The sequence below is a fragment of the Comamonas sp. NLF-1-9 genome, from assembly GCF_019195435.1.
In the GTDB taxonomy this organism is placed as follows: domain Bacteria; phylum Pseudomonadota; class Gammaproteobacteria; order Burkholderiales; family Burkholderiaceae_C; genus Comamonas_C.
Genome location: NZ_CP078069.1, coordinates 282733 through 304724, shown reverse-complemented (window position 1 = coordinate 304724; position 21992 = coordinate 282733). Strand labels below are relative to the sequence as shown.

At 67.7% G+C, this 21992-nt stretch carries 20 protein-coding genes; 13 read left to right on the top strand and 7 right to left on the bottom strand.

Annotated elements, in window-relative coordinates:
* Positions 1 to 3 precede the first annotated feature (3 nt).
* The 5 genes from modA (at position 4) to KUD94_RS01400 (ending at position 5180) form a co-directional block, all read left to right on the top strand.
* Positions 4 to 795, top strand: a complete 792-nt coding sequence (modA, locus tag KUD94_RS01420; RefSeq protein WP_370625904.1) for a molybdate ABC transporter substrate-binding protein — start codon at positions 4 to 6, stop codon at positions 793 to 795.
* Positions 776 to 1456, top strand: a complete 681-nt coding sequence (modB, locus tag KUD94_RS01415; RefSeq protein ID WP_218238139.1) for a molybdate ABC transporter permease subunit — start codon at positions 776 to 778, stop codon at positions 1454 to 1456. Before modA ends, modB begins: the two co-directional genes overlap by 20 nt.
* Positions 1453 to 2529, top strand: coding sequence for a molybdenum ABC transporter ATP-binding protein (gene modC, locus KUD94_RS01410; RefSeq protein ID WP_218238138.1), 1077 nt, complete (start codon positions 1453 to 1455; stop codon positions 2527 to 2529). Before modB ends, modC begins: the two co-directional genes overlap by 4 nt.
* Positions 2530 to 2680: 151 nt before the next feature.
* Positions 2681 to 3304 carry a TRAP transporter small permease subunit gene (locus KUD94_RS01405; protein ID WP_218238137.1) on the top strand — a complete coding sequence of 208 codons (624 nt, stop codon included), beginning with the start codon at positions 2681 to 2683 and terminating at the stop codon, positions 3302 to 3304.
* 19 nt (positions 3305 to 3323) lie between these two features.
* The gene (locus tag KUD94_RS01400; protein WP_218238136.1) at positions 3324 to 5180 is read left to right on the top strand and encodes a TRAP transporter large permease subunit; all 1857 of its coding nucleotides are present in this window, start codon (positions 3324 to 3326) and stop codon (positions 5178 to 5180) included.
* Between the two features lie 119 nt (positions 5181 to 5299).
* On the opposite strand, the gene KUD94_RS01395 is transcribed toward KUD94_RS01400, so the two are convergent.
* The 4 genes from KUD94_RS01395 to KUD94_RS01380 all read right to left on the bottom strand — a co-directional run bounded on the left by KUD94_RS01395 (position 5300) and on the right by KUD94_RS01380 (position 9652).
* Positions 5300 to 6382, bottom strand: a complete 1083-nt coding sequence (locus KUD94_RS01395; protein ID WP_218238135.1) for a TRAP transporter substrate-binding protein — start codon at positions 6380 to 6382, stop codon at positions 5300 to 5302.
* A 151-nt stretch (positions 6383 to 6533) separates the two neighbouring features.
* Complete coding sequence (gene dxs / locus KUD94_RS01390) at positions 6534 to 8435, bottom strand: 1-deoxy-D-xylulose-5-phosphate synthase (protein WP_218238134.1); 1902 nt, start codon at positions 8433 to 8435, stop codon at positions 6534 to 6536.
* Between the two features lie 78 nt (positions 8436 to 8513).
* The gene (locus KUD94_RS01385; protein ID WP_218238133.1) at positions 8514 to 9428 is read right to left on the bottom strand and encodes a polyprenyl synthetase family protein; all 915 of its coding nucleotides are present in this window, start codon (positions 9426 to 9428) and stop codon (positions 8514 to 8516) included.
* Positions 9413 to 9652 (bottom strand): exodeoxyribonuclease VII small subunit, encoded by a 240-nt coding sequence (locus KUD94_RS01380; protein ID WP_218238132.1) that lies wholly within the window; start codon positions 9650 to 9652, stop codon positions 9413 to 9415. Before KUD94_RS01380 ends, KUD94_RS01385 begins: the two co-directional genes overlap by 16 nt.
* Positions 9653 to 9901: 249 nt before the next feature.
* On the opposite strand from KUD94_RS01380, the gene KUD94_RS01375 reads away from it, so the two are divergent.
* From KUD94_RS01375 to KUD94_RS01365, 3 genes are all read left to right on the top strand, one after another.
* Complete coding sequence (locus KUD94_RS01375) at positions 9902 to 11032, top strand: aromatic ring-hydroxylating dioxygenase subunit alpha (RefSeq protein WP_218238131.1); 1131 nt, start codon at positions 9902 to 9904, stop codon at positions 11030 to 11032.
* A gap of 68 nt (positions 11033 to 11100) precedes the next feature.
* Positions 11101 to 12009: a DMT family transporter gene (locus KUD94_RS01370; protein WP_218238130.1), complete on the top strand. Its 909-nt coding sequence runs from the start codon at positions 11101 to 11103 to the stop codon at positions 12007 to 12009.
* Positions 12006 to 12863 carry a sulfurtransferase gene (locus KUD94_RS01365; protein ID WP_218238129.1) on the top strand — a complete coding sequence of 286 codons (858 nt, stop codon included), beginning with the start codon at positions 12006 to 12008 and terminating at the stop codon, positions 12861 to 12863. The genes KUD94_RS01370 and KUD94_RS01365 overlap by 4 nt, the downstream gene beginning before the upstream one ends.
* A 4-nt stretch (positions 12864 to 12867) precedes the next feature.
* Here the strand turns inward: KUD94_RS01365 and KUD94_RS01360 are convergent, their stop codons facing one another.
* Positions 12868 to 15366: a DNA internalization-related competence protein ComEC/Rec2 gene (locus KUD94_RS01360; protein WP_218238128.1), complete on the bottom strand. Its 2499-nt coding sequence runs from the start codon at positions 15364 to 15366 to the stop codon at positions 12868 to 12870.
* 52 nt (positions 15367 to 15418) lie between these two features.
* Here KUD94_RS01360 and KUD94_RS01355 point away from each other — a divergent pair, with 52 nt between their 5' ends.
* Positions 15419 to 15877 (top strand): RidA family protein, encoded by a 459-nt coding sequence (locus KUD94_RS01355; RefSeq protein ID WP_218238127.1) that lies wholly within the window; start codon positions 15419 to 15421, stop codon positions 15875 to 15877.
* Positions 15878 to 15922: 45 nt separating this feature from the next.
* Here KUD94_RS01355 and KUD94_RS01350 read toward each other — a convergent pair whose 3' ends face one another.
* On the bottom strand, positions 15923 to 16285 hold the full coding sequence (locus KUD94_RS01350; RefSeq protein ID WP_255568944.1) for a DsrE/DsrF/TusD sulfur relay family protein: 363 nt from the start codon (positions 16283 to 16285) through the stop codon (positions 15923 to 15925).
* An 85-nt stretch (positions 16286 to 16370) separates the two neighbouring features.
* On the bottom strand, positions 16371 to 18134 hold the full coding sequence (locus KUD94_RS01345) for a methyl-accepting chemotaxis protein (RefSeq protein WP_218238125.1): 1764 nt from the start codon (positions 18132 to 18134) through the stop codon (positions 16371 to 16373).
* 269 nt (positions 18135 to 18403) lie between these two features.
* On the opposite strand from KUD94_RS01345, the gene rpmB reads away from it, so the two are divergent.
* The 4 genes from rpmB (at position 18404) to KUD94_RS01325 (ending at position 21992) form a co-directional block, all read left to right on the top strand.
* Positions 18404 to 18637, top strand: a complete 234-nt coding sequence (rpmB, locus tag KUD94_RS01340) for a 50S ribosomal protein L28 (RefSeq protein ID WP_146911640.1) — start codon at positions 18404 to 18406, stop codon at positions 18635 to 18637.
* Positions 18638 to 18656: 19 nt separating this feature from the next.
* Positions 18657 to 18827: a 50S ribosomal protein L33 gene (gene rpmG / locus KUD94_RS01335; protein WP_146911641.1), complete on the top strand. Its 171-nt coding sequence runs from the start codon at positions 18657 to 18659 to the stop codon at positions 18825 to 18827.
* Positions 18828 to 19014: 187 nt separating this feature from the next.
* Positions 19015 to 20748, top strand: a complete 1734-nt coding sequence (pilB, locus tag KUD94_RS01330; RefSeq protein ID WP_218238124.1) for a type IV-A pilus assembly ATPase PilB — start codon at positions 19015 to 19017, stop codon at positions 20746 to 20748.
* Between the two features lie 26 nt (positions 20749 to 20774).
* A complete protein-coding gene (locus KUD94_RS01325) occupies positions 20775 to 21992 on the top strand; it encodes a type II secretion system F family protein (protein WP_218238123.1) in 1218 nt (405 codons plus the stop codon).

Sequence of the window (21992 nt, the reverse complement as noted above, 5' to 3'; positions counted from 1 at the left end):
CCCATGGCCAGAGCCGAGCGTCGCGCACCGCTGCTGCCCGGCACAACCCTGCGCCGGGCGATGGCCGCGGGCGCGCTGGCGCTGCTCGCGCCGGCTGCCCACGCGGCGCATGCGCTGGTGGCGGTGGCGGCCAACTTCAGCGCTCCCATGCAGGAGATCGCGACGCGGTTTGAGCAGCAGACGCCGCACACGGTGTCGCTCTCCTTCGGCTCCACCGGCAAGTTCTATGCGCAAATCGTGCATGGCGCGCCCTTTGACGTGCTGGTGTCGGCGGACCAGGCGACGCCGCAGCGCCTTGCGCGCGAAGGCTGGGCGCAGGAGGCAACGCGCTTCACCTACGCCATCGGTGAGCTCGTGCTGTGGAGCAAGCAGGCGGGCTATGTGGACGACGGGGGCGCGGTGCTGCGCCAGACCGGCTGGCGCCACCTGGCGATCGCCAACCCGCGGCTCGCGCCCTACGGCGCCGCAGCCATGCAGACGCTGCAGGCGCTGGGGCTGGCCGCAGAGCTGCAAGCGCGCATCGTGCAAGGGGAAAGCATCGCGCAGGCCTGGCAGTTTGCCGCCTCGGGCAATGCCGAGCTGGCCTTTGTCGCGCGCTCACAAGTGGTGCGGGACGGACGCTTGAGCGCCGGCTCGGCCTGGCAGGTTCCCGCCGCCCTGCACGATCCGCTGCGCCAGGACGCCATCGTGCTCAGACAGGGCGCAGCCAACGAGGCAGCGGCGGCGCTGCTGCGCTTTCTTCAGGGTGAAGCGGCGCGCGCCATCATCCACTCCTATGGTTACGCTCTCCCCTGAGGACTGGTCGGCCATCGCCCTGACGCTGCAGCTGGCGAGTCTCACGACGGCCGCGCTGCTCCTGCTCGGCACGCCCATCGCCTGGTGGCTGGCACATACGCGCTCGCGCTGGCGCGCGCCGGTGGGCGCGGTGGTTGCGCTGCCGCTGGTGCTGCCGCCCACGGTCATCGGCTTTTATCTGCTGGTCGCGCTCGGTCCCGAGAGCCCGCTCGGGCGACTCACCGAGGCGATCGGGCTGGGCCGCCTGCCCTTCAGCTTCGGCGGCCTGCTGGTGGGCTCCATCATTTATTCGCTGCCGTTTGCGGTGCAGCCGCTGCAGCGCGCCTTCGAATCAGTGGGGCAGCGCCCGCTGGAGGCCGCGGCCTCGCTCGGCGCCGCGCCGCTGGACCGCTTCTTCAGCGTGGCGCTGCCGCTGGCGCGCCCGGGCTTCATCACCGCCGCCGTGCTCAGTTTCGCCCACACGGTAGGCGAATTCGGCGTGGTCTTGATGATAGGCGGCAACATCGCCGGCAAGACCCGCGTGGTGTCGGTACAGATCTACGACCATGTGGAAGCCATGCAGTACGACCATGCCCATTGGCTTTCGGCCGGCATGCTCGGCTTCGCCTTCGTCGTGCTGGTGCTGCTGCACTGGCTGCAGCCCCGGGGGCGACTGCAATGAGCGGCCTGCGTGCCCGCCTGCAGCTTGCGCGCCCGGGCTTTTCCCTGGACGTGGACCTGGACTTGCCGGCACGCGGCGTCACCGCGCTGTATGGCGCCTCGGGTTGCGGCAAGACCACTTGTCTGCGCGCCATCGCCGGGCTGAGCCGCGCGCGGGGACAGGTCGCGCTGGGCGATGCGCTCTGGCAGGACGACGCGCGCGGCGTGTGGCTGCCCACGCACCGGCGCCACCTGGGCTATGTGTTTCAGGAAGCCAGCCTGTTCGAGCACCTCACGGTGCGCCGCAACATGGAATACGGCCAGCGGCGCCAGCCCCCGGCGCGCCAGCGGGTGTCGCTCGAGCGGGCGGTCGAGCTGCTCGGCCTGCCTGGCCTGCTGGGGCGCATGCCGCACACGCTCTCGGGCGGCGAGCGCCAGCGCGTGGCCATCGCACGCGCGCTGGCGGCCAGCCCCAGCCTGCTGCTGATGGACGAACCCCTGGCCGCGCTGGACGAAGCGCGCAAGGCCGAGGTACTGCCCTATCTGGAGCAATTGCAGCGCGAGCTGGACCTTCCCGTGCTCTACGTGAGCCATGCCAGCGACGAGGTGGCGCGCCTGGCCAGCCATCTGGTGGTGCTGGAGGCAGGCCGCGTGCGCGCCCAGGGCGCGGCCGCCAGCCTGCTCGCCCAGCCCGATCTGCCGCTGGCGCATGCGCGCGATGCCAGCGCCCTGGTGGCCGGCACGGTGGCCGCCTACGACCCCGGCGACTATCTGCTGAGCGTGCGCTTTGGCGGCGGCACGCTGCGCCTGGTGAGCACGCGCAGCCTGCCGCTTGGCGCGCCGGTGCGCCTGCGCGTGGCCGCGCGCGACGTGAGCCTGGCGCGCCAGGCGCCGCAGGACTGCAGCATCCTCAACGTGCTGGCGGTGCGCCTGAGCGACCTGGTGCCGGACGGCCCTGGCCAGGTGCTGGCCCGGCTGGACTGCGCCGGCACGCCGCTGCTGGCGCGCATTACCCGCCATTCATGCGTGCACCTGGGGCTGCGGACCGGCGAGAGCCTGTATGCCCAGATCAAGGGCATGGCGCTGATGGATTGAACGCCGCGACAAATTCAGTTACACGCAAGGCAGGCCCTTAGAATCCTGCCTCTGTTGCCTGCACGCCCCGCAGCGGATGCGTGCACGGCCGCGCCAGTTGCATGACGGCCCGCCAGTGGCACGCATGCCCAGCGGTTTTTTTGGAGACACCATGCAGGCTTTGCTCTCGCTATCGCGGGCCATAGACAGACTCAACATGTTTATCGGCAAGTACGCGATCTGGCTGATTTTCGGCGCGACCGTGATCAGCGCCGTCAACGCGGTGATCCGCAAGATCTTCAACTACAGCTCCAACGGTTTTCTCGAGGTGCAGTGGTATCTGTTTGCCTGGTCTTTCCTGATTGCCGCCGGCTATACGCTGCTCAAGCGCGAGCACGTGCGCATCGACGTGCTCAACAGCCACTTCCCCAAGAAGGTGCAACTGGCCATAGAGATGTTCGGCCTGGTGTTCTTCCTCACGCCGGTGTGCCTGATGGTGTTGTACTACGTCACGCCGCTGACCCTGCAGATGTACCAGAGCGGCGAGATGTCGAACAACCCCGGCGGCCTGATCCGCTGGCCGGTGTGGCTGGCCCTGCCGCTGGGCTTCACGCTGCTGCTGCTGCAGGGCTGGTCGGAACTGATCAAGTGCATTGCCTTCGCGCTGGGCAAGGGGCCGGATCCGACCATCAAGCCCGATGAGAAATCGGACGAGCAGGAGCTGATCGAGGCGCTGCGCCAGGAAAGCGCTGCCAAGGCTGCCAAGCCCGGGCCCAGCCAGGCTCCGGCCCACTGACACGCCGGAGCACGCAGCCATGCAATTCATTGCTTCCAACTTCGCCCCGATCATGTTCATCGGGCTGATCTGCTTTCTGATCCTGGGCTTTCCGGTGGCGTTTTCGCTGGGCGCGGCGGGCCTGGCCTTCGGCGCGCTCGGGGTCTATCTGGACATCTTTCCCACCGCCATCCTCTCGGTGCTGCCGCTGCGCCTGATCGGCATCATGGCCAACGAGACGCTGCTGGCCGTGCCCTTCTTCACGCTCATGGGCTTGATTCTTGAGCGCAGTGGCATGGCCGAAGATCTGCTGGACTCTGTCGGTCAGGTGTTCGGGCCGATGCGCGGCGGCCTGGCGCTCGCCGTGGTGCTGGTCGGCGCGATGCTGGCGGCCACGACCGGCGTCGTCGCGGCTTCGGTCATCTCGATGGGTCTCATTTCCATGCCCATCATGCTGCGCTACGGCTACAGCCGCAGTCTGGCCAGCGGGGTGATCGCCGCTTCGGGGACGCTCGCGCAGATCATCCCGCCGTCGCTCGTGCTCATCGTGCTGGCCGACCAGATGGGCAAGAGCGTGGGCGACATGTACAAGGGCGCCTTCATCCCGGGCTTCACGCTGATGGGGCTGTACATCCTGTGGGTGGTGGGGCTGGCCATCTTCAAGCCCAAGACCGTGCCGGCCCTGCCGCCCGAGGCGCGCACCTTCATCGAGCCCAGCGGCAGCCACGGCTACACCTCGCTGACCGTGCTGTTCGTCTTCTGCGTGGCCGTGGGCGTGCTGCTGGCGCACGAGATGACCGCCATCCATACCTGGTGGCAGGGCGAGCTGGTCGAGTTCGTGCCCACCGACGAGAAGATCGTCGTGGCCATGTGCGGCGGCAGCTTTGTCGGCTGGCTGATCGCGGTGATCAACCGCGTCACCGGCCTGGGTCTGCTGTCCAAGCTGGCCGAGCGCGTGACCTTCGTGCTGATTCCGCCGCTGCTGCTCATCTTCCTGGTGCTGGGAACCATCTTCCTCGGCGTGGCCACCCCCACGGAAGGCGGCGCCATGGGCGCAATGGGCGCCTTGATCATGGCCACCATGCGCAAGCGCCTGTCCTGGAAGCTACTGCGCCAGGCGCTCGATACCACCACCAAGCTGGCGTCCTTCGTGATGTTCATCCTGGTGGGCGCGACGATCTTCAGCATGGTGTTCCAGGCGGCCGACGGCCCGGTCTGGGTCGAGCACCTGCTGTCCAAGCTGCCCGGCGGGCAGCTCGGCTTCCTGATCTTCGTGAACATCATGGTGTTCTTCCTGGCCTTCTTCCTGGACTTCTTTGAACTGTCGTTCATCGTCGTCCCGGTGCTGGCCCCGATTGCCGACAAGATGGGCATAGACCTGATCTGGTTTGGCGTGCTGCTGGCGGTGAACATGCAGACCTCCTTCCTGCACCCGCCGTTCGGCTTTGCGCTGTTCTACCTGCGCTCGGTCGCGCCTGAAAAGCCCTATGTGGACACGCACACCGGCAAGACCATGGAGCCGGTCACGACCATGCAGATCTACAAGGGCGCGATCCCCTTCCTGCTGCTGCAGCTGACCATGGTGGCGCTGATGATTGCCTTCCCGGCGCTGGTCACCGGCGGACTCGACAAACCGGTGCAGGTGGACATGAACGCGGTGCAGCAGCAGATGCTGCAGGACTTGAACGAGACCGAGCGCAACTCGGACTTCAACAGCCTGCCCGGGCTGTTCGAGCAGTCCACGCCCGCGCCCGCGCCCGCAGATGGCGGCGGCGCCAGCAGCGCGCCGCAGGGCGGCTCCGGCCTGCCGGGGGCGGCGCAAGACGGCGCCTTCGGCCCGGTCGGCGGGGAGCCCGAGGACCCGATGAAGGCGATCCAGGAATCCTTGCGCAAGTAGCGCCAGGCAGGCCGCACGCGCCGCTGCGTGGCGGCGTGCGGACAAAAAAAAGACCGCAGCCATCACGGCTGCGGTCTCTTTTTTTTCCGGAAGCGACCCGTGCGGGGCGCGCTCGGCACTCAGATCTTGAGCGAGGCCATGTCCTGGGTGAACACCAGCTCCGAGATGCGGTTCCAGAGGATCTGGTCGCGCTGGAAGTTGCGGATGTCGTCGTAGATCTTCTTGAACTGCGGGTCCTTGGCGCTGTGCTCGGCGTAGACCTCTTGCGCGGCGTTGAAGCCGGCCTGCACGATCTCCTTGTTGAAGCGCTTGAGCTGGGTGCCGCTGGCCACCAGTTGCTTGAGCGCGATCGGGTTCAGGTACAGGTACTTGGAGGTGCCGTCGTTGTAGGCCACGTCCATGGCCGCATTGACCATGGCCTTGTATTCGGGCGAGAGCTTGGCGTAGGCCTTGTTGTTGATGAAGAACTCCAGGTCGGCGCCGCCTTCCCACCAGCCGCCGTAGTAGTAGTACTTGGCCACCTTGTTCCAGCCCATCTTGGCGTCGTCGTAGGGGCCGACGAACTCGGCCGCGTCCAACGTGCCCTTTTCCAGCGCCTGGTAGACGTCGCCGCCGGGCATGTTCTGCGACACCACGCCGAGCTTGGCCATGGATTCACCGAATACGCCGCCGCCCAGACGCATCTTCAGGCCCTTGAAGTCCTCGGGCTTGTTCATCTCCTTGCGGTACCAGCCGCCCATCTGCGTGCCGGTGTTGAGCGCGCTGCGCGCATGGAAGTTGTACTTCTCGAACAAGGCGTCAAGCAGCTTGTGGCCATTGCCATGCAGCTTCCAGGCCTGGTTCTGCTGCGCGGTGAAACCAAAGGGAATGGCGCAGCTGAAGGCAAAGGACGGGTCCTTGCCGGTGTAGTAGTAGGCAGCGGTCTCGCCCATTTCGATCGAGTCGTCGGCCAGCGCATCAACGATGCCGAAGGCCGGGATCAGCTCGCCCGCGGCGTGCACCGAGACTTCAAACTTGCCGCCCGACATGGCCTTGACGGTTTCGGCGAACTTCACGGCGCAGCCGTGCAGGGTTTCCAGCGCCTTGGGAAAGCTCGTGGCCAGACGCCAGCGCACGGTTTCCTGGGCATGCACCGCGGGCGCGATGCCGGTGGCCAGCACGCCGGCAATGCCGGCATTCTTGATGAGGGAACGACGATCCATGGGCTTGACTCCTTGTTGAAAAAATGAAATGCCAGACACGACCGAATGGACGTGCACTGCCCGCGCAGCATGCGCTGCCGGCGGCGCTCCCCGGCCACTCAACGCGCCATGTTATCGCAAGTAACCAGGCGCAAATGCAAGATCGGGCACATCAATGTTCACCGACGGCGCGCAGGGCCGGGGCCGGTGCCACCAGCGCCGGATAACGCCGGCGGATGCTGCGCTCCAGCCCCGCCGCATCCAGCCCCAGCAGCGACAGCAGCCGGGCCGGGTCGCCGTGTTCGATGAAGGCATCGGGCAGGCCCAGTTGCAGCAGCGGCAGCACGCTGCCTTGCTGCGCGAGCCATTCGAGTACGGCGCTGCCCGCACCGCCCATGACCACGCCCTCTTCCACCGTGACCAGCGCCTCGTGCGTGGCAATGGTGCGCGCCAGCAGCTCGGTATCGAGCGGCTTGGCCCAGCGCATGTTGAGCACCGTGGCGTTCAGCCGCTCGGCGGCTTCGAGCGCCGGGTACAGCAGCGTGCCGAAGGCCAGGATGGCCACCCGCTGGCCCTGGCGGCGCAGCTCGCCCTTGCCATAGGGCAGACCGTCGAGCGCGGGCAGCGGCGCCACGCCCACGCCGGCGCCGCGCGGATAGCGCACGGTGACCGGATGGTCTTGCGCAAAGGCGCTGCTGAGCAACTGGCGGCATTCGCGCTCATCGGCCGGGCAGGCCACGGCCATGTTGGGGATGCAGCGCGCGTAGGCAATGTCAAAGGCCCCGCAATGCGTTGCGCCATCGGCGCCGACGATGCCCGCACGGTCGAGCGCGAACACGACGGGCAGATTCTGCAGCGCCACGTCGTGGATCAGCTGGTCGTAGCCGCGCTGCAAAAACGTGGAATAGATCGCCACCACCGGCTTGAGCCCCTCGCAGGCCAGGCCCGCCGCGAAAGTCACCGCGTGCTGCTCGGCGATGCCCACGTCGTGGTAGCGCCCGGGAAAGCGCCGCTCGAACTCGACCATGCCCGAACCCTCGCGCATCGCCGGCGTGATGGCGACCAGGCGCTCGTCCTTGTCTGCCATGTCGCACAGCCATTGGCCGAAGACCTGGGTGAAGGTCTGGCGCGCGGGCGCCTCGGGCTTGACCAGGCCGATCTGGGGGTCGAACTTGCCCGGGCCGTGGTAGGCCACCGGGTCGGCCTCGGCCAGCTTGTAGCCCTGGCCCTTCTTCGTGACCACGTGCAGGAACTGCGGGCCTTTGAGGCCTTTGATGTTCTCCAGCGTCGGAATCAGCGAATCGAGGTCGTGCCCGTCGATCGGGCCGATGTAGTTGAAGCCGAAGTTCTCGAACAGCGTGGCCGGCACCACCATGCCCTTGGCCTGCTGCTCCAGGCGCTTGGCCAGCTCCAGCAGCGGCGGCACGCCGCGCAGCACGCTCTTGCCCACGTCGCGCGCCTTGGCATAAAAGCGCCCGCTCATGAGCTGCGCCAGGTAGCGGTTGAGCGCGCCCACCGGCGGGCTGATGCTCATGTCGTTGTCGTTCAGGATGACGAGCAGATTGGCGTCGGCCACGCCGGCGTTGTTCAGCGCCTCGAAGGCCATGCCGGCGGTCATCGCGCCGTCGCCTATGACCGCGATCGCGTGGCGCTCCTCGCCCTTTTGCCGCGCGGCCACCGCCATGCCCAGGGCGGCGGAGATGCTGGTCGAGGAATGCGCGGTGCCGAAGGTGTCGTAAGGGCTCTCCGAGCGCATCGGAAAACCCGACAGGCCGCCGAGCTGGCGCAGCGTGCCCATGCGAGCGCGTCGGCCGGTGAGGATCTTGTGCGGATAGGACTGGTGACCCACGTCCCAGACCAGGCGGTCTTCGGGCGTATTGAAGACCGCGTGCAGCGCGATCGTGAGTTCGACCACGCCGAGGTTGGACGACAAATGCCCGCCAGTCCTGGCCACGCTTTGCAGCACGAAGGCGCGCAACTCGTCGGCCAGTTGCTTGAGCTGCGCGCGCGTGAGGCTGCGCAGGTCCACGGGGTCGTTCACGCTCTCGAGCAAGGGGTATTCGGTAGTCGCCATATCCTGTTTTGATAGCTGCAAGCGCTTGTATGTCAAGCGTTACAGCCCGATTTCATTAAAATTCCGCGCATGGCCTGCTCAGTGCTGGCGCTCCACCACCATCTCGGCCAGCGCCACCAGCGCCTGGGTTTCGACCAGGCCGCTGGTGCGCAGCACCTGGCGCGCTTCATCGAGCAGCTCCTGCGCGTGCGCACGCGCCCCTTCGAGCCCCATGAGCGAGACGAAGGTAGGCTTGCCGCAGGCCGCGTCCTTGCCCGCCGTCTTGCCCAGCGTAGCCGAATCCTGGGTGCAGTCGAGCACGTCGTCCACCACCTGGAACGCCAGGCCCAGGGCCGCACCATACTGCGCCAGCGCCTGGCGTGCACGCACGTCCACCGCGCCGCAGGCCGCGCCCATGAGCACGCTGGCCTGCAGCAGAGCGCCGGTCTTGAGCCGGTGCATCTCGCTGAGCTGGCCCTGACCGAGCGCCCGGCCGACGCTGGCCAGGTCTATCGCCTGGCCGCCCGCCATGCCGTGGGCGCCGGCAGCGCGCGCCAGCAGGCGGCACAGCTCGGCCTGCATGGCTGGCGGCACGCCCTCGGGCGGGGTCAGCAGCTCAAAGGCCAGGGCCTGCAGGGCGTCGCCGGCCAGCAGCGCGCGCGCCTCGCCGAACTGCACGTGCGCCGTGGGTTTGCCGCGGCGCAGCACGTCGTTGTCCATGCAGGGCAGGTCGTCGTGCACCAGGGAATAGGCATGGATCAGCTCCACCGCGCAGGCCGCGCGCAGCGCCGCGTCGTGGTTGCCGCGCACCGCCATGCAGGCAGCGAGCACCAGCAACGGGCGCAGGCGCTTGCCGCCGCCCATCACCGCATAGCGCATGGCCACGCCGAGGTCGGCCGGGGTGATGGCTGGCACCCAGTCCGAGAGCGCCTGCTCCACGCGCTGCTGCGCCTCGCGCACCCAGTCGGCGGCCACGAAAGCGTTGGCGCTGCCCGGCGTCACTCGGGAGTCCATGGCTTGAGCGCCCCGCCGTCGAGCAGCTTGATCTGCTCCTGCACCGCGTCCAGCCGCTGGCGGCAGAACTGCAGCAGCTGCGCGCCGCGCTGGTAGCTCGCGAGCATCTGCTCGAGCGGCAACTGCCCCGCTTCGATGCGCGCGACCAGAGCCTCGAGCTCTTGCAGCGCTGCCTCATAGCTTTCAGGTTCGGCGGGGGGGGTCTTGGCAAGGGCCTTGGGCATGGGCAGATCCAACGCAAACGCGCCAGCGGCTGGCGAACGGAACGGGACATTTTAGGGCGACGCTGGGCAAGTCCCCGATGGTGCGCGCCTGCGCGAGGGGCGCGCGCCGGCGCGCACCAGGCCCCGCCTTTATAATCGCCGCTTTCGCCCAGACCGGCTTCGGCATGCCGTGCCCTTGCCGGTTTCGTTTTCTCGGGCCCGTGCATGCACGCGCCACCTCCCTGTGGGGGGCTTCAGGTCACGACATCCATGTCTGATTTAAGTCTTCAACTGCAGCAGGCCGCCAGCCAACTCCCGGTTTCCAGCTACTTCGACGAGGCCTTGTGCCGGCGCGAGCGTGCGCTGCTCTTCGCGCCCGGGCCGCGCTACGTCGGCCACAGCCTGAATGCGCCCGAGCCGGGCGACTACTACGTGCTGGCGCAGGAAAAGGGCGGGCGGGCGCTGGTGCGCAGCCCCGAAGGAAAGATCCAGCTCATCTCCAACTGCTGCCGCCACCGCCAGGCGCTGATGCTGAGCGGCCAGGGCAACCTGAACACTGAAGGCAAGGGCCACGCGGGAGGCAACATCGTCTGCCCCATTCACCGCTGGACCTATGACGGCGGCGGCAAGCTGCTGGGCGCGCCGCACTTTGCCAGCAACCCGGGCTTGAACCTGCAGAGCTGGCCGCTGCGTGAATGGAACGGCCTGCTGTTCGAGGACAACGGGCGCGACATCGCCCTTGATCTCGCCGGCATGGGCGTGGCCGCCGACCTGTCGTTTGACGGCTACGTGTTCGACCGCGCCGAGATGCATGAGTGCAACTACAACTGGAAGACCTTCATCGAGATTTATCTGGAGGACTACCACGTTGGCCCCTTCCACCCGGGCCTGGGCAACTTCGTCACTGTCGATGACCTGCACTGGCAGTTCGAGCGCGAATACTCGGTGCAGACCGTGGGCGTGGCGCCGACCTTCGGCAAGCCCGGCACCGACGCCTACAAGCTCTGGCACGAGGTGCTGCTGCGCTACCGCGGCGGCGAAAAGCCCGAGCGCGGCGCGATCTGGCTCACCTACTACCCGCACATCATGGTCGAGTGGTATCCGCACGTGCTCACCGTCTCCACGGTGCATCCGATGGGGCCGCAGAAGACGCTGAACCTGGTCGAGTTCTACTACCCCGAGGAAATTCACGCTTTCGAGCGCGAGTTCATCGAGGCGCAGCAGGCCGCCTACATGGAAACCGCGATCGAGGACGACGAGATAGGCGAGCGCGAGGACCAGGGCAGGCGCGCGCTGCTCGAGCGCGGGGCGAATGAGGTCGGCCCCTACCAGAGCCCGCTGGAAGACGGCATGCGCCACTTTCACGAGTGGTACCGCGCCAGAATGGGCGACGCGCTGTAAACCCCCTGAAACCATAGCTGCCAGCGCTTGTGCCGCAAGCGTTTGGGCCGCATTTCATTCAAAACCCCATGCAAGCGCTGTGGATGGTTCTGGCGGCCTTCTTCTTCGCCAGCATGGGGGTCTGCGTGAAGCTGGCGGCGCCGCATTTCACCGCCTTCGAGATGGTGTTCTGGCGCGGCCTGATCAGCATGGCCATGCTCTGGTGGCTGGCGCGCCGCCAGGGCATCGCGCTCAAGACGCGCTACCCGGGCATGCACGCCTGGCGCAGCTTCATCGGCGTGACCGCGCTCGCCGCATCGTTCTACGCCATCATCTGGCTGCCGCTGCCCACGGCCATGACTTTTGGCTACATGAGCAGCGTCTGGATCGCCGCCTTCATCGTCGGGGGCGCGATGCTGAGCTGGCGCCCCTCGGGCGCCCAGCCGCGCCCGCCGGTGCCGCTCACGCTCGTGGCCTGCGTGCTGCTGGGCTTTGTCGGCGTGGTGATGATGCTCAGGCCCACGGTGGACGGCAACCAGGGCTTTGCCGCCGTGGTCGGGCTGCTAGGCGGCATGTGCGCGGCGCTCGCTTACATGCAGGTCGTGGCGCTGTCGCGCCTGGGCGAGCCGGAGACGCGCACCGTCTTCTACTTCGCGCTGGGCTGCAGCGTTGCCGGCCTGGGCGCGATGGCGTTCACCGGCGTGTCGGCCTTTGCGGGCTGGCCTGCGCTCTGGCTTTTGCCGCTGGGCTTGTTCGCTGCGGGCGGGCAGCTGTGCATGACCATGGCCTTCTCGCGCGCATCGAGCAGCCGGGGCACGCTGCTGGTGGCCAACCTGCAATACTCGGGCCTGATTTTCGCCAGCATCTACAGCATGCTGGTGTTCGGCGAATACCTGCCGCTCATCGCCTGGCTGGGCATGGCGCTCATCGTGCTGAGCGCGATCGCCGCCGGCGTGCTGCGAACCCGCTCGGCCACCACGACCCAAAAATCCCCATGAGCCACACCCACCTGATCACCGCCAACGAACTGCAAGCCCTGATGCAAGCGGGCGCGCCGTTGATGGTCTTTGACTGCAGCTTTGACCTGGCCGACACCGAACGCGGCATCGCCGACTACCACGCGACGCACATCCCGGGCGCCATCTACGCGCATCTGGACCGCGATCTGAGCGCCGCCGGCGGCCCGAGCGCCAGCGGCGGGCGCCACCCGCTGCCCACGCGCGAGCGCTTTGCCGCCTGGCTGGCGAGCGTGGGCTTTTCCAATGGCATGCAGGCCGTCGTCTACGACCGCAACGGCTCCATGCCCTGCATGCGGCTTTGGTGGCTGTTCAAATGGCTGGGGCACGATGCGGCGGCGGTGCTCGACGGCGGCTTTGCCGCCTGGCTGGCGGCGGGCGGTGCCAGCTCCAGCCACGAGGAAATGCCGCGCGCGCCGGGCGACTTCAGCGCGCGCGCGCCGCTGCGCCGCTTGCTCGATACCGCCCAGGTGCTGGCGCAGCTCGGCCAGTCGGGGCAAACCCTCGTCGATGCCCGCGCGGGCGAGCGCTATCGCGGCGAGGTCGAGCCGCTGGACCCGGTGGCGGGGCACATCCCCGGCGCACTGAACCGCCCCTGGATGGACAACCTCGCGCCCGATGGCCGCTTCAAGAGCGCGGGCGAGCTGCGCGCCGAGTTCGACGCCGTGCTCCAAGGGCGCGATGCCGCCAGCGTCGTACACCAGTGCGGCAGCGGCGTGAGCGCCATCCACAACCTGCTGGCGATGGAGCTGGCCGGCTACGCCCCTGCCGCGCTCTACGCGGGCAGCTGGAGCGCGTGGTGCGCCGACCGCACGCGGCCCGTGGCCACCGGCTGAAAGATCACTCCCCCTCTTCTTGCGGCGCGACGTCCGCCGGCCGGTGGTGCCAGTAGCGCCGCGCGTGCTCGCGCTCGCAGCGCAGCTCGCCACTGGCCGACGACCAGAGCGCCGCTCCGCAGCGCGGGCTCGCGACCAGGGTGATGCCGCGCTCCTGGTAGCGCTGCACCACGGGCGCCGCCGGATGGCCGAAGCGATTGCGATAGCCCGACTGCACCAACGCGACGGCCGGCTGCACCGCATCGAGAAAGGCCGCGCTCGACGAGGTCTTGCTGCCGTGGTGCGGCGCGAGCAGCAGATCGGCCGCGAGCGGCGCTGCCGCGTGCACCAGCGCGAGCTCCTGCGCGCGCTCGATGTCGCCGGTGAGCAGCGCGCTGGCGCCGCCCTCGGCCTCGATGTGCAGCACGCAGCTGCGCGCATTGGTGCTTGACTTGCCCTGCGCGGGTGCGACGTCGCCCGCCGGCGGATGCAGCATGGCAAAGCGCACGCCGTCCCAGCGCCATTGCTGCCCGGCGGCGCAGGGCGCTATCGCGCGCAAGGCCTGCAGCGGGTGATCCAGGGGAATCGAGCCCAGCACCTGTGCGCGCGGCAAATGGGCCAGCACCGAGGCGGCGCCCCCCACATGGTCGCTGTCGGAATGGCTCAGCAGCACGCGCTGCGGCCGCTCGCCCAGCGCCTGCAGCAGCGGCACCAGCACGCGCTGGCCCGCGTCGCTGAAGGCACCGTAGCGCGGACCGGCGTCGTAGAGCAGGCTGTGGCCGGCGGTGCGCACCAGCACCGCCTGGCCCTGGCCCACGTCGACCGCCAACACCTCGAACTGCCCCGGCGGCGGCCGCGGCGCTTGCCACCAGAAGGCCGGCAGCATCAGCGGCAGCCCGAGCAGGCGCAGCGGCCAGGGCAGGCGCAGCACCAGCACGATGGCGCCGAGCACCGCCGCCGCGCCCGCCCACAGCGGCGCCTGGGCCAGCGTGAGCTGCGCCAGCGGCCAGCTTGCCAGCCAGGTCAGCCACAGGGAAAGCAGTTGCACGCACCACGCCGCAGCCTGCCACAGCGGCGCAAAGACCACGCCCAGCATGGCCAGCGGCGTGACCAGCACCGTGACCCACGGTATCGCCAGCAGATTGGCCACCAGGGCCACCAGCGAAACCTGGCCAAACAGCGCCAGGGTGAGCGGCGCCAGCGCCAAGGTAAGCACCGCCTGTTCCCGCAACATCAAGGCAAACCGGGCTCCAGCGCCCGTCCCATATGCACCAACAGCTCTCATATCGGTAGCGAACAACACGCCTACCGCCACGAAGCTCAGCCAGAAGCCCGCCTGCAGCATGGCCCAGGGGTCGAAGGCCAGCACCACCGCGCAGGCCAGCAGCCAGACCTGCGGCCACGGCCATTCGCGCCCCGAAAGGCGCAGCAGCGCGACCGTGGCGAGCATCAAGAGCGTGCGCTCGGCCGGCACGCCCCAGCCGCTGAAGAGTGCGTATGCCCCGGCCAGCACCACGCCGCCCAGCAACGCCGCCGAAGGCGCGGGGTAGCGCAGGCACAGCCAGGCCGAGCGGCGCCACAGCATGCCAAGCAGCAGGGCCGCCAGCCAGGCGAACATCGTGATGTGCAAACCCGAGATGCTCATGAGGTGCGCGACGCCCGTGGCGCGAAACAAATCCCAGTCGCTGCGCTCGATCGCACGCTGGTCGCCCGTCACCAGCGCCGCCACCACGCCGGCCGCGCGCAGCCGCGCCGGGTCTTGCACGCCTTGCGTCAGATACCCGGTGATGCGATCGCGCACGCGCTGGCGCAGTTGCTCGACGGGAAACTGCCAGGTCGTGGCCAGGCGCTCGGGCGCGCCCAGGCGGGCGTCCAGGCGCTCGCTGGTGCGCACGTAGCCGCTGGCCTGCACACCCTGCTGCCACATCCACAGCTCGACGTCGAAGCCGTGCGGGTTGAGCGTGCCGTGCGGCGCCTTCAGCCGCGCAGAGAGCCGCCAGCGCTCGCCCGCGGCGATGGCGGGCACGGGGCGCTCGTTGTGCCCATGGTTGCTGGCGTACCAGGTGAGCTCGATCAGCTTCGGCAGGGCTACGGGCTGGCCCTCGCGCTCGGCCGATTCCAGCGCCAGGCGAAAGCGCACGTCGCCGCTGTCGCTGCGCTGCACCATGGCGGCGACCACGCCGCTCAGGCGCAGGTCCACGCCCTCGAGTTCGGGCGCCAGCGCCTGCGCGGAAAACACCGCCGAGCGCGCGCCGCAGGCAGCAAAGGCCAGCAGCGCCCCGACCAGCCAGGCAAGCGCCGTCCAGCGCACACCGGGCCGGCCGGCGCGCAGATTCCACAGCCAGCCGGCGAGCGCCAGCGCGCACAGGCCCGCATACCAGGCAAGAGGCCAAAGCTCAGGCTGCTGCAGCTGCAGCGCCGTGCCCAGCAGCGCGCCGCCGAGCAGCGCCGGCAGATGCCAGGGCGCCCGCGGCCCAGGCCCGGCGGCGGCGGGACGGTCGGTGCGGGCGTGGGCGTGGCGCATGGAGGCGCCATGCTACTGTGCAACACTTGGCCTTTTGCTCCGAGGAACAAGGATGAGCGTCTACGACAAACTCAAGGCCCTGAACATCACCCTGCCGGCCGTGGCCGTGCCCGCAGCCGCCTACGTGCCCTTCGTGCACAGCGGCAAGCTGGTCTTTCTGAGCGGGCATCTGGCGCGCAAGGACGGCAAACCCTGGGTCGGCCAGCTGGGCAAGAACATGAGCACCGAAGAGGGCAAGGCGGCGGCGCGCGGCATCGCGATCGAGCTCATGGCCACGCTGCAAGCGGCCTGCGACGGCGATCTGGGCCGCGTCAAGCGCATCGTCAAGGTAATGAGCCTGGTCAATTCCAGCAGCGACTTCACCGAGCAGCACCTGGTGACCAACGGCGCGAGCGAACTGCTGGGCGAAGTCTTTGGCGACGCCGGCAAGCATGCGCGCAGCGCCTTTGGCGTGGCCCAGATACCGCTGGGCGCCTGCGTGGAAATCGAGCTGATCGCCGAGCTCGTCTGAACGCGGCCGGGCGCGCGCACCGACGGCGAGCGCGCGCGTCCAGATTCAGAAAGTGAGCACCTTGTCGGCCTGCACCACCCATTCGGACAGGTCCGACAGGGTGGCGATGCGCACGCCCTCGATGTGCGTCAGCTCGAGCAGGCCACGCGCCTGGGCGCAGGTGCGGCACAGGTGCACGCTGGCATTGGCGGCGCTGGCCAGCTCGCTCACCAGCGCTTCGATCATGTTGCCGGCGTTGTCCTGCTGGTGCGGCAGGACCGCCACGGTGGCGTCCGACATCAACAGCACGCGCAAGTCCACGACCTCGGCGCGCGCAGCCAGGGCCCCGGCCACGCGCAGGCCGGAGAGGCAGGCTTCATTGCCATGGGGCGCGGAGTTGATGATGACGACGATTTTCTGTTCGCTCACGGTCCGTTTCCTTCGGGGGGTTGCATCGCCGCACATGCTAGGGCGCGGGGCGCTTTTGTGCCCCGGACCGGGGTTTTGGCGCGGCTCAGAAACTCTCCCACTCGCCCTCTTCGTGATCGGGCGCCTTGGCAGGCGCTGGCGTGGGCATGGGCGCCGGCGCGGCGATCTTGCGCGTTGCGGGCTGGGCGCGGCTCTGGGCCGGTGCTGCGGCCAGCTTGCGTGCAGCGGGGCCAGCGGCGCGTGCGGGCGCTGCAATGGTTTTTGCTGCCCGCACTGGCTGCGCAGCCGCAGGCGCGGGGCGCGCCGGCTCGTCGCCCACGCGAAACGCCGCGACCACCTGCATCAGGTGCTGGGCCTGCTCGTTGAGGCTTTGCGCCGCCGCCGCGCTCTCTTCCACCAGCGCGGCGTTTTGCTGCGTCATCTGGTCGAGCTGGCCCACCGCCTGGTTGACCTCGCCCACGCCCGCGCTCTGCTGCGCCGAGGCGGCGGTGATCTCGCCCATCATCTCGGTCACGCGCTGCACCGCCTGCACCACCTCCTGCATGGTCTCGCCCGCGCCCTGCACCAGGCGCGAGCCGTCTTCCACGCGTTCCACGGAGGAGCCGATCAGCTCCTTGATCTCCTTGGCCGCCTGGGCCGAACGCCCGGCCAGCGCGCGCACCTCACTGGCCACCACGGCAAAGCCGCGCCCCTGCTCGCCGGCGCGTGCCGCCTCGACCGCGGCGTTGAGCGCGAGGATGTTGGTCTGGAAGGCGATGGAGTCGATCACGCCGATGATGTCGGCAATCTTGTGGCTGCTGCTCTGGATCTCGCCCATGGTGGAAATCACCTCGGAGACGACCGAGCCGCCGCGCTCGGCCACCGAGCTGGCACTGCCCGCCATCTGGCTCGCCTGGCGCGCGGTGGCGTCGCTTTGCGCGATGGTGCTGGTGAACTCCTCCATCGCCGCCGCGGTCTGCTCCAGGCTGCTGGAGGCGGCTTCGGTGCGTGCCGACAAGTCCTGGTTGCCGCTGGCGATCTGCGAACTGGCTACCGCAATGCTGTCCGCGCTCTGGCGCACGTCGTGCACCATGTGCGCGAGGGACGCGCGCATGCTCTCCAGCGACTGCAGCAGCTGGCCGAACTCGTCGCTGCGCTGGCCGGCGCTGCTGCGCGCGCTCAGGTCGCCCGTGGCAATGCGCGCCGCCATGCCATTGGCCTGGGCCAGGGGCGCGCGGATGTTGCGGATGAGGAAATAGGCACCCACCACGATGGCGAGCAGCAAGACGGCCACCAGGACGGCCGCCATCCTGACCGTGTCCATGCTGGTCCGGGCCGCCTGCGCCCGGGCCTGCTGCACCGCCAGCTGCTGCAGCTGGACAAAGTCGGCGAGCGTCTTCAGGTAGGCGTCCGAGGCCGGCACGTAGTTTTGCAGCACCTGGCTGGCGAGGTCCGCATCGCCCGCCGCCTTGAGCTGGTTGACCCGCTCGCGCGCCGCCATCATGGTCTTGCGGGCCTCGGCAACGCGCTCCATCGCTGCACGGTCGTCGGCCGAGAGATTCAAGGCCAGCAGGCGCTTTTGCATCTCGGATATCTCGGCCGAAGTGGCGGCCATGGCCTCCTTGAAGGCGCTGGCCACGGCGGGCTCGCTGCTCAGCGCCAGCGCCAGCGTGCGCGCGGCATTGGTCTCGGCCAGCCCTATCCAGCGCGTGGCGGTGCTCACGCGCTGCATCATCTCTTCGTTGAGCGCGTTGGAGGCCGCCGAAGTCTGCCCGGAACGCCAGCCGGCGCCCGCGACCACGGCGCTGAAACCCAGCACGATCACCGCAACCGCCAGCCAGAGCTTGGCAGCCAGAGTCAATCCCTTCATCGCATAACCCCTGTCGGCATTTTTGGTTCGCGCCATTACAGCGCGCCAGCGCCGCCCTTGTCCATAGCGTGCAGAGTCGGCTGGGCAACAGACCGCGCCCCGGTTATAATGCCCGGCTTTGCCACGAGAGGCCCTTCACCGTAATCGATGGGGCGTTGCGCGGCACCGGGCCACCGCCACCCGGAATTTCCTGGCGAGGTGAGATGGCAGGCGCGCCTTCAGTGCAAGGATCCGCCGCCCGCCATCGTTGAAAAGAACGGAGTGTCCGCATGGCACGCGTATGTGAAGTCACGGGCAAGAAGCCCCAGGTGGGACACAAGGTCTCCCACTCCAACATCAAGACCAAGCGCCGTTTTCTGCCCAATCTGCAGTACAAGCGCTTCTGGGTGGAAAGCGAGAACCGCTGGGTGCGCCTGCGCGTGTCCAGCGCCGCGCTGCGCCTGATCGACAAGAACGGCATCGACGCCGTGCTCGCGGACATGCGCGCACGCGGCCAGGCCTGATTCACTGAAAGGAAAGACCATGGCTGCCAAAGGCGGACGCGAAAAGATCAAGCTGGAATCCACGGCCGGCACCGGCCACTTCTACACCACCACCAAGAACAAGAAGACGATGCCCGAGAAGATGTCGATCATGAAGTTCGACCCCAAGGCGCGCAAGCACGTCGAATACAAGGAAACCAAGCTCAAGTAAGCCTGGCTTGCCCTTGGCACAAACCGCCACGGCCCTTGCGGGCCTGGCGGTTTTTTCTTGTCTGCGGCAAATTCCAAACACTGCGGCAGCACTTGGGCCCCAGCGCAGGCTGCTTTCCTGTACATCAGGGAAACCTTCAACGATGATAGGATGACTTTTGGCATCTTCCCATCGCAGCAAGACAGAAATGGCCACCGCCGGTACCGCCCAGAAAGAAGCAGCAGCCGTGGCATTGCCCAGCCTGGCGCGTGCGCTCATGTCGGCAGGCAAGCTGGCGCAAAACAGCGCCGAAGACATCTCGCGCAAGGCGCAGGCCAGCCGCAACAGCTTCATTGCCGAGCTGCTCGCCGCCAAGACCCTGAGCGCCGGTGATCTGGCGCAGACGCTGTCCAACACCTTTGGCGCACCGCTGCTCGACGTGGACGCGCTGGACGCCGCCCACCTGCCCCGGGACCTGCTCGACGCCAAGCTCTGCCAGGCCTACAAGGTCGTCGCCCTGGCCAAGCGCAGCAACCGGCTGATCGCACTCACCGCCGACCCGACCAACCAGGAAGCCGCGGAAAAGATCAAGTTCACCACCCAGCTCGGCGTGGATTGGGTGGTCGGCGAATACGACAAGCTGCTGCGGCTGGTCGAGGCGACGACCAAGAGCGTCTCCGAGAGCCTGGACAGCATCACCGGCGGCGACTTCGAGTTCGACGACGGACCGGTCGAGGAAGAAGCCGAAGCGCCGGACACCACAGGCGCCGACGTCGAAGACGCGCCGGTCGTGCGTTTTCTGCACAAGATGCTGCTGGACGCATTCAACATGCGTGCCTCCGACCTGCACTTCGAGCCCTACGAGCACAACTACCGGGTGCGCTTTCGCGTCGACGGCGAGTTGCAGGAGATCACCTCTCCGCCGGTGGCCATCAAGGACAAGCTCGCCTCGCGCATCAAGGTGATCTCGCGCCTCGATATCTCGGAAAAGCGCGTGCCCCAGGACGGGCGCATGAAGCTCAAGGTCGGGCCCGACCGGGTCATCGACTTTCGCGTCAGCACCCTGCCCACGTTGTTCGGCGAAAAAATCGTCATCCGCATTCTGGATCCGAGCAGCGCGCGCATGGGCATCGACGCTCTCGGCTACGAACCCGAAGAAAAAGAGCGCCTGCTGGCCGCGATCAACCGCCCCTACGGCATGATCCTGGTGACCGGCCCCACCGGCTCGGGCAAGACGGTCTCGCTCTACACCTGCCTGAACCTGCTGAACAAGCCGGGCGTGAACATCTCCACCGCCGAAGACCCTTCGGAAATCAACATGCCAGGGGTCAACCAGGTCAACGTCAACGAAAAGGCGGGCCTGACCTTTGCCGTCGCGCTCAAGGCCTTCCTGCGCCAGGACCCGGACATCATCATGGTCGGTGAAATCCGCGACCTGGAAACCGCCGACATCGCCATCAAGGCCGCGCAGACCGGCCACCTGGTGCTCTCCACGCTGCACACCAACGACGCGCCGACCACGCTCACGCGCATGCGCAACATGGGGATTGCGCCGTTCAACATCGCCTCCAGCGTGATTCTCATCACCGCGCAGCGCTTGGCCAGGCGCCTGTGCCCGCAATGCAAGCAGCCGGCCGACATTCCGCACGAAAGTCTGGTCGAGGCAGGTTTTCGCGAGGAAGACATCGACGGCAGTTGGGTCACCTACAAGCCGGTGGGCTGCTCGGCCTGCAACAACGGCTACAAGGGACGCGTCGGCATCTACGAAGTGATGCCGATCTCCGAAGAGCTGCAACGCATCATCCTGGCCGACGGCAGCGCACTCGAGATCGCCGCCCAGGCGCGTGCCGAAGGCGTGCGTTCGCTGCGCCAGTCGGGCCTGCACAAGGCGAAGGCGGGCTTCACCTCGCTCGAAGAGGTGCTGGCCGTCACCAACGAATAAGACACAGTATCGGGAGAGCACCAAACATGGCAACCGCTGCGGCCAAAGGCATCAAGGACTTCGTATTCGAGTGGGAGGGCAAGGACCGCAACGGCAAGATCGTGCGCGGCGAGTTGCGCGCCGGCGGCGAAAACCAGGTCCAGGCCAGTCTGCGCCGCCAGGGCGTGATGCCCACCAAGATCAAGAAGCGGCGCATGCGCTCGGGCAAGAAGATCAAGCCCAAGGACATCGCCCTGTTCACGCGCCAGATGGCGACGATGATGAAGGCGGGCGTGCCGCTGCTGCAGGCTTTCGACATCGTCGGGCGCGGCAACACCAACCCGAGCGTGACCAAGCTGCTCAACGACATCCGCAACGACGTGGAGACCGGCACCTCGCTGAACTCGGCCTTTCGCAAGTACCCGATGTACTTCGACAGCCTGTACTGCAACCTGGTGGAGGCGGGCGAAGCCGCCGGTATCCTGGAGGCACTGCTCGATCGCCTGGCCACCTACATGGAAAAGACCGAGGCGATCAAGAGCAAGATCAAGTCTGCGCTGATGTACCCGATCTCGGTGATCATCGTCGCCTTCGTCGTGGTCACGGTGATCATGATCTTCGTGATTCCGGCCTTCAAGGAGGTGTTCACCTCCTTCGGCGCCGACCTGCCCGCCCCCACGCTCATCGTCATGGCCATGAGCGAATTCTTCGTGCAGTACTGGTGGCTGATCTTCGGCGTGCTGGGCGGCGGTTTCTATTTCTTCATGCAGGCCTGGCGGCGCAGCGAGAAGATGCAGATGGCGATGGACCGCTTCCTGCTCAAGATTCCGATCTTCGGCGACCTGATCAACAAGTCGGCGGTGGCGCGCTGGACGCGCACGCTCTCGACCATGTTCGCCGCCGGCGTGCCGCTGGTCGAAGCGCTCGATTCGGTCGGCGGCGCGGCCGGCAACGCGGTCTACGCGGTTGCCACCGACAAGATCCAGCAGGAGGTCTCGACCGGCACCAGCCTCACCGCCGCGATGACCAATGCCAACGTCTTCCCTTCCATGGTGCTGCAGATGTGCGCCATCGGTGAAGAGTCGGGCTCGATCGATCACATGCTGGGCAAGGCGGCGGATTTCTACGAGGACGAGGTCGACGAGATGGTCAAGGGCCTGTCCAGCCTGCTCGAGCCCATCATCATCGTCTTCCTGGGCACCATCATCGGTGGCATCGTGGTGTCCATGTACCTGCCCATCTTCAAGCTCGGCCAGGTGGTCTGA

Excerpts from the sequence above, each read along its gene's own strand:
- pilB (WP_218238124.1), top strand. The coding sequence starts at position 19,015 with ATGGCCACCGCCGGTACCGCCCAGAAAGAAGCAGCAGCCGTGGCATTG.
- KUD94_RS01325 (WP_218238123.1), top strand. The coding sequence starts at position 20,775 with ATGGCAACCGCTGCGGCCAAAGGCATCAAGGACTTCGTATTCGAGTGG.
- KUD94_RS01400 (WP_218238136.1), top strand. The coding sequence starts at position 3,324 with ATGCAATTCATTGCTTCCAACTTCGCCCCGATCATGTTCATCGGGCTG.
- KUD94_RS01370 (WP_218238130.1), top strand. The coding sequence starts at position 11,101 with ATGCAAGCGCTGTGGATGGTTCTGGCGGCCTTCTTCTTCGCCAGCATG.
- KUD94_RS01360 (WP_218238128.1), bottom strand. The coding sequence starts at position 15,366 with ATGCGCCACGCCCACGCCCGCACCGACCGTCCCGCCGCCGCCGGGCCT.
- dxs (WP_218238134.1), bottom strand. The coding sequence starts at position 8,435 with ATGGCGACTACCGAATACCCCTTGCTCGAGAGCGTGAACGACCCCGTG.
- KUD94_RS01405 (WP_218238137.1), top strand. The coding sequence starts at position 2,681 with ATGCAGGCTTTGCTCTCGCTATCGCGGGCCATAGACAGACTCAACATG.
- KUD94_RS01395 (WP_218238135.1), bottom strand. The coding sequence starts at position 6,382 with ATGGATCGTCGTTCCCTCATCAAGAATGCCGGCATTGCCGGCGTGCTG.
- rpmG (WP_146911641.1), top strand. The coding sequence starts at position 18,657 with ATGGCTGCCAAAGGCGGACGCGAAAAGATCAAGCTGGAATCCACGGCC.
- modC (WP_218238138.1), top strand. The coding sequence starts at position 1,453 with ATGAGCGGCCTGCGTGCCCGCCTGCAGCTTGCGCGCCCGGGCTTTTCC.
- modB (WP_218238139.1), top strand. The coding sequence starts at position 776 with ATGGTTACGCTCTCCCCTGAGGACTGGTCGGCCATCGCCCTGACGCTG.
- KUD94_RS01385 (WP_218238133.1), bottom strand. The coding sequence starts at position 9,428 with ATGGACTCCCGAGTGACGCCGGGCAGCGCCAACGCTTTCGTGGCCGCC.
- KUD94_RS01380 (WP_218238132.1), bottom strand. The coding sequence starts at position 9,652 with ATGCCCAAGGCCCTTGCCAAGACCCCCCCCGCCGAACCTGAAAGCTAT.
- KUD94_RS01375 (WP_218238131.1), top strand. The coding sequence starts at position 9,902 with ATGTCTGATTTAAGTCTTCAACTGCAGCAGGCCGCCAGCCAACTCCCG.
- KUD94_RS01345 (WP_218238125.1), bottom strand. The coding sequence starts at position 18,134 with ATGAAGGGATTGACTCTGGCTGCCAAGCTCTGGCTGGCGGTTGCGGTG.
- modA (WP_370625904.1), top strand. The coding sequence starts at position 4 with ATGGCCAGAGCCGAGCGTCGCGCACCGCTGCTGCCCGGCACAACCCTG.
- rpmB (WP_146911640.1), top strand. The coding sequence starts at position 18,404 with ATGGCACGCGTATGTGAAGTCACGGGCAAGAAGCCCCAGGTGGGACAC.
- KUD94_RS01365 (WP_218238129.1), top strand. The coding sequence starts at position 12,006 with ATGAGCCACACCCACCTGATCACCGCCAACGAACTGCAAGCCCTGATG.
- KUD94_RS01355 (WP_218238127.1), top strand. The coding sequence starts at position 15,419 with ATGAGCGTCTACGACAAACTCAAGGCCCTGAACATCACCCTGCCGGCC.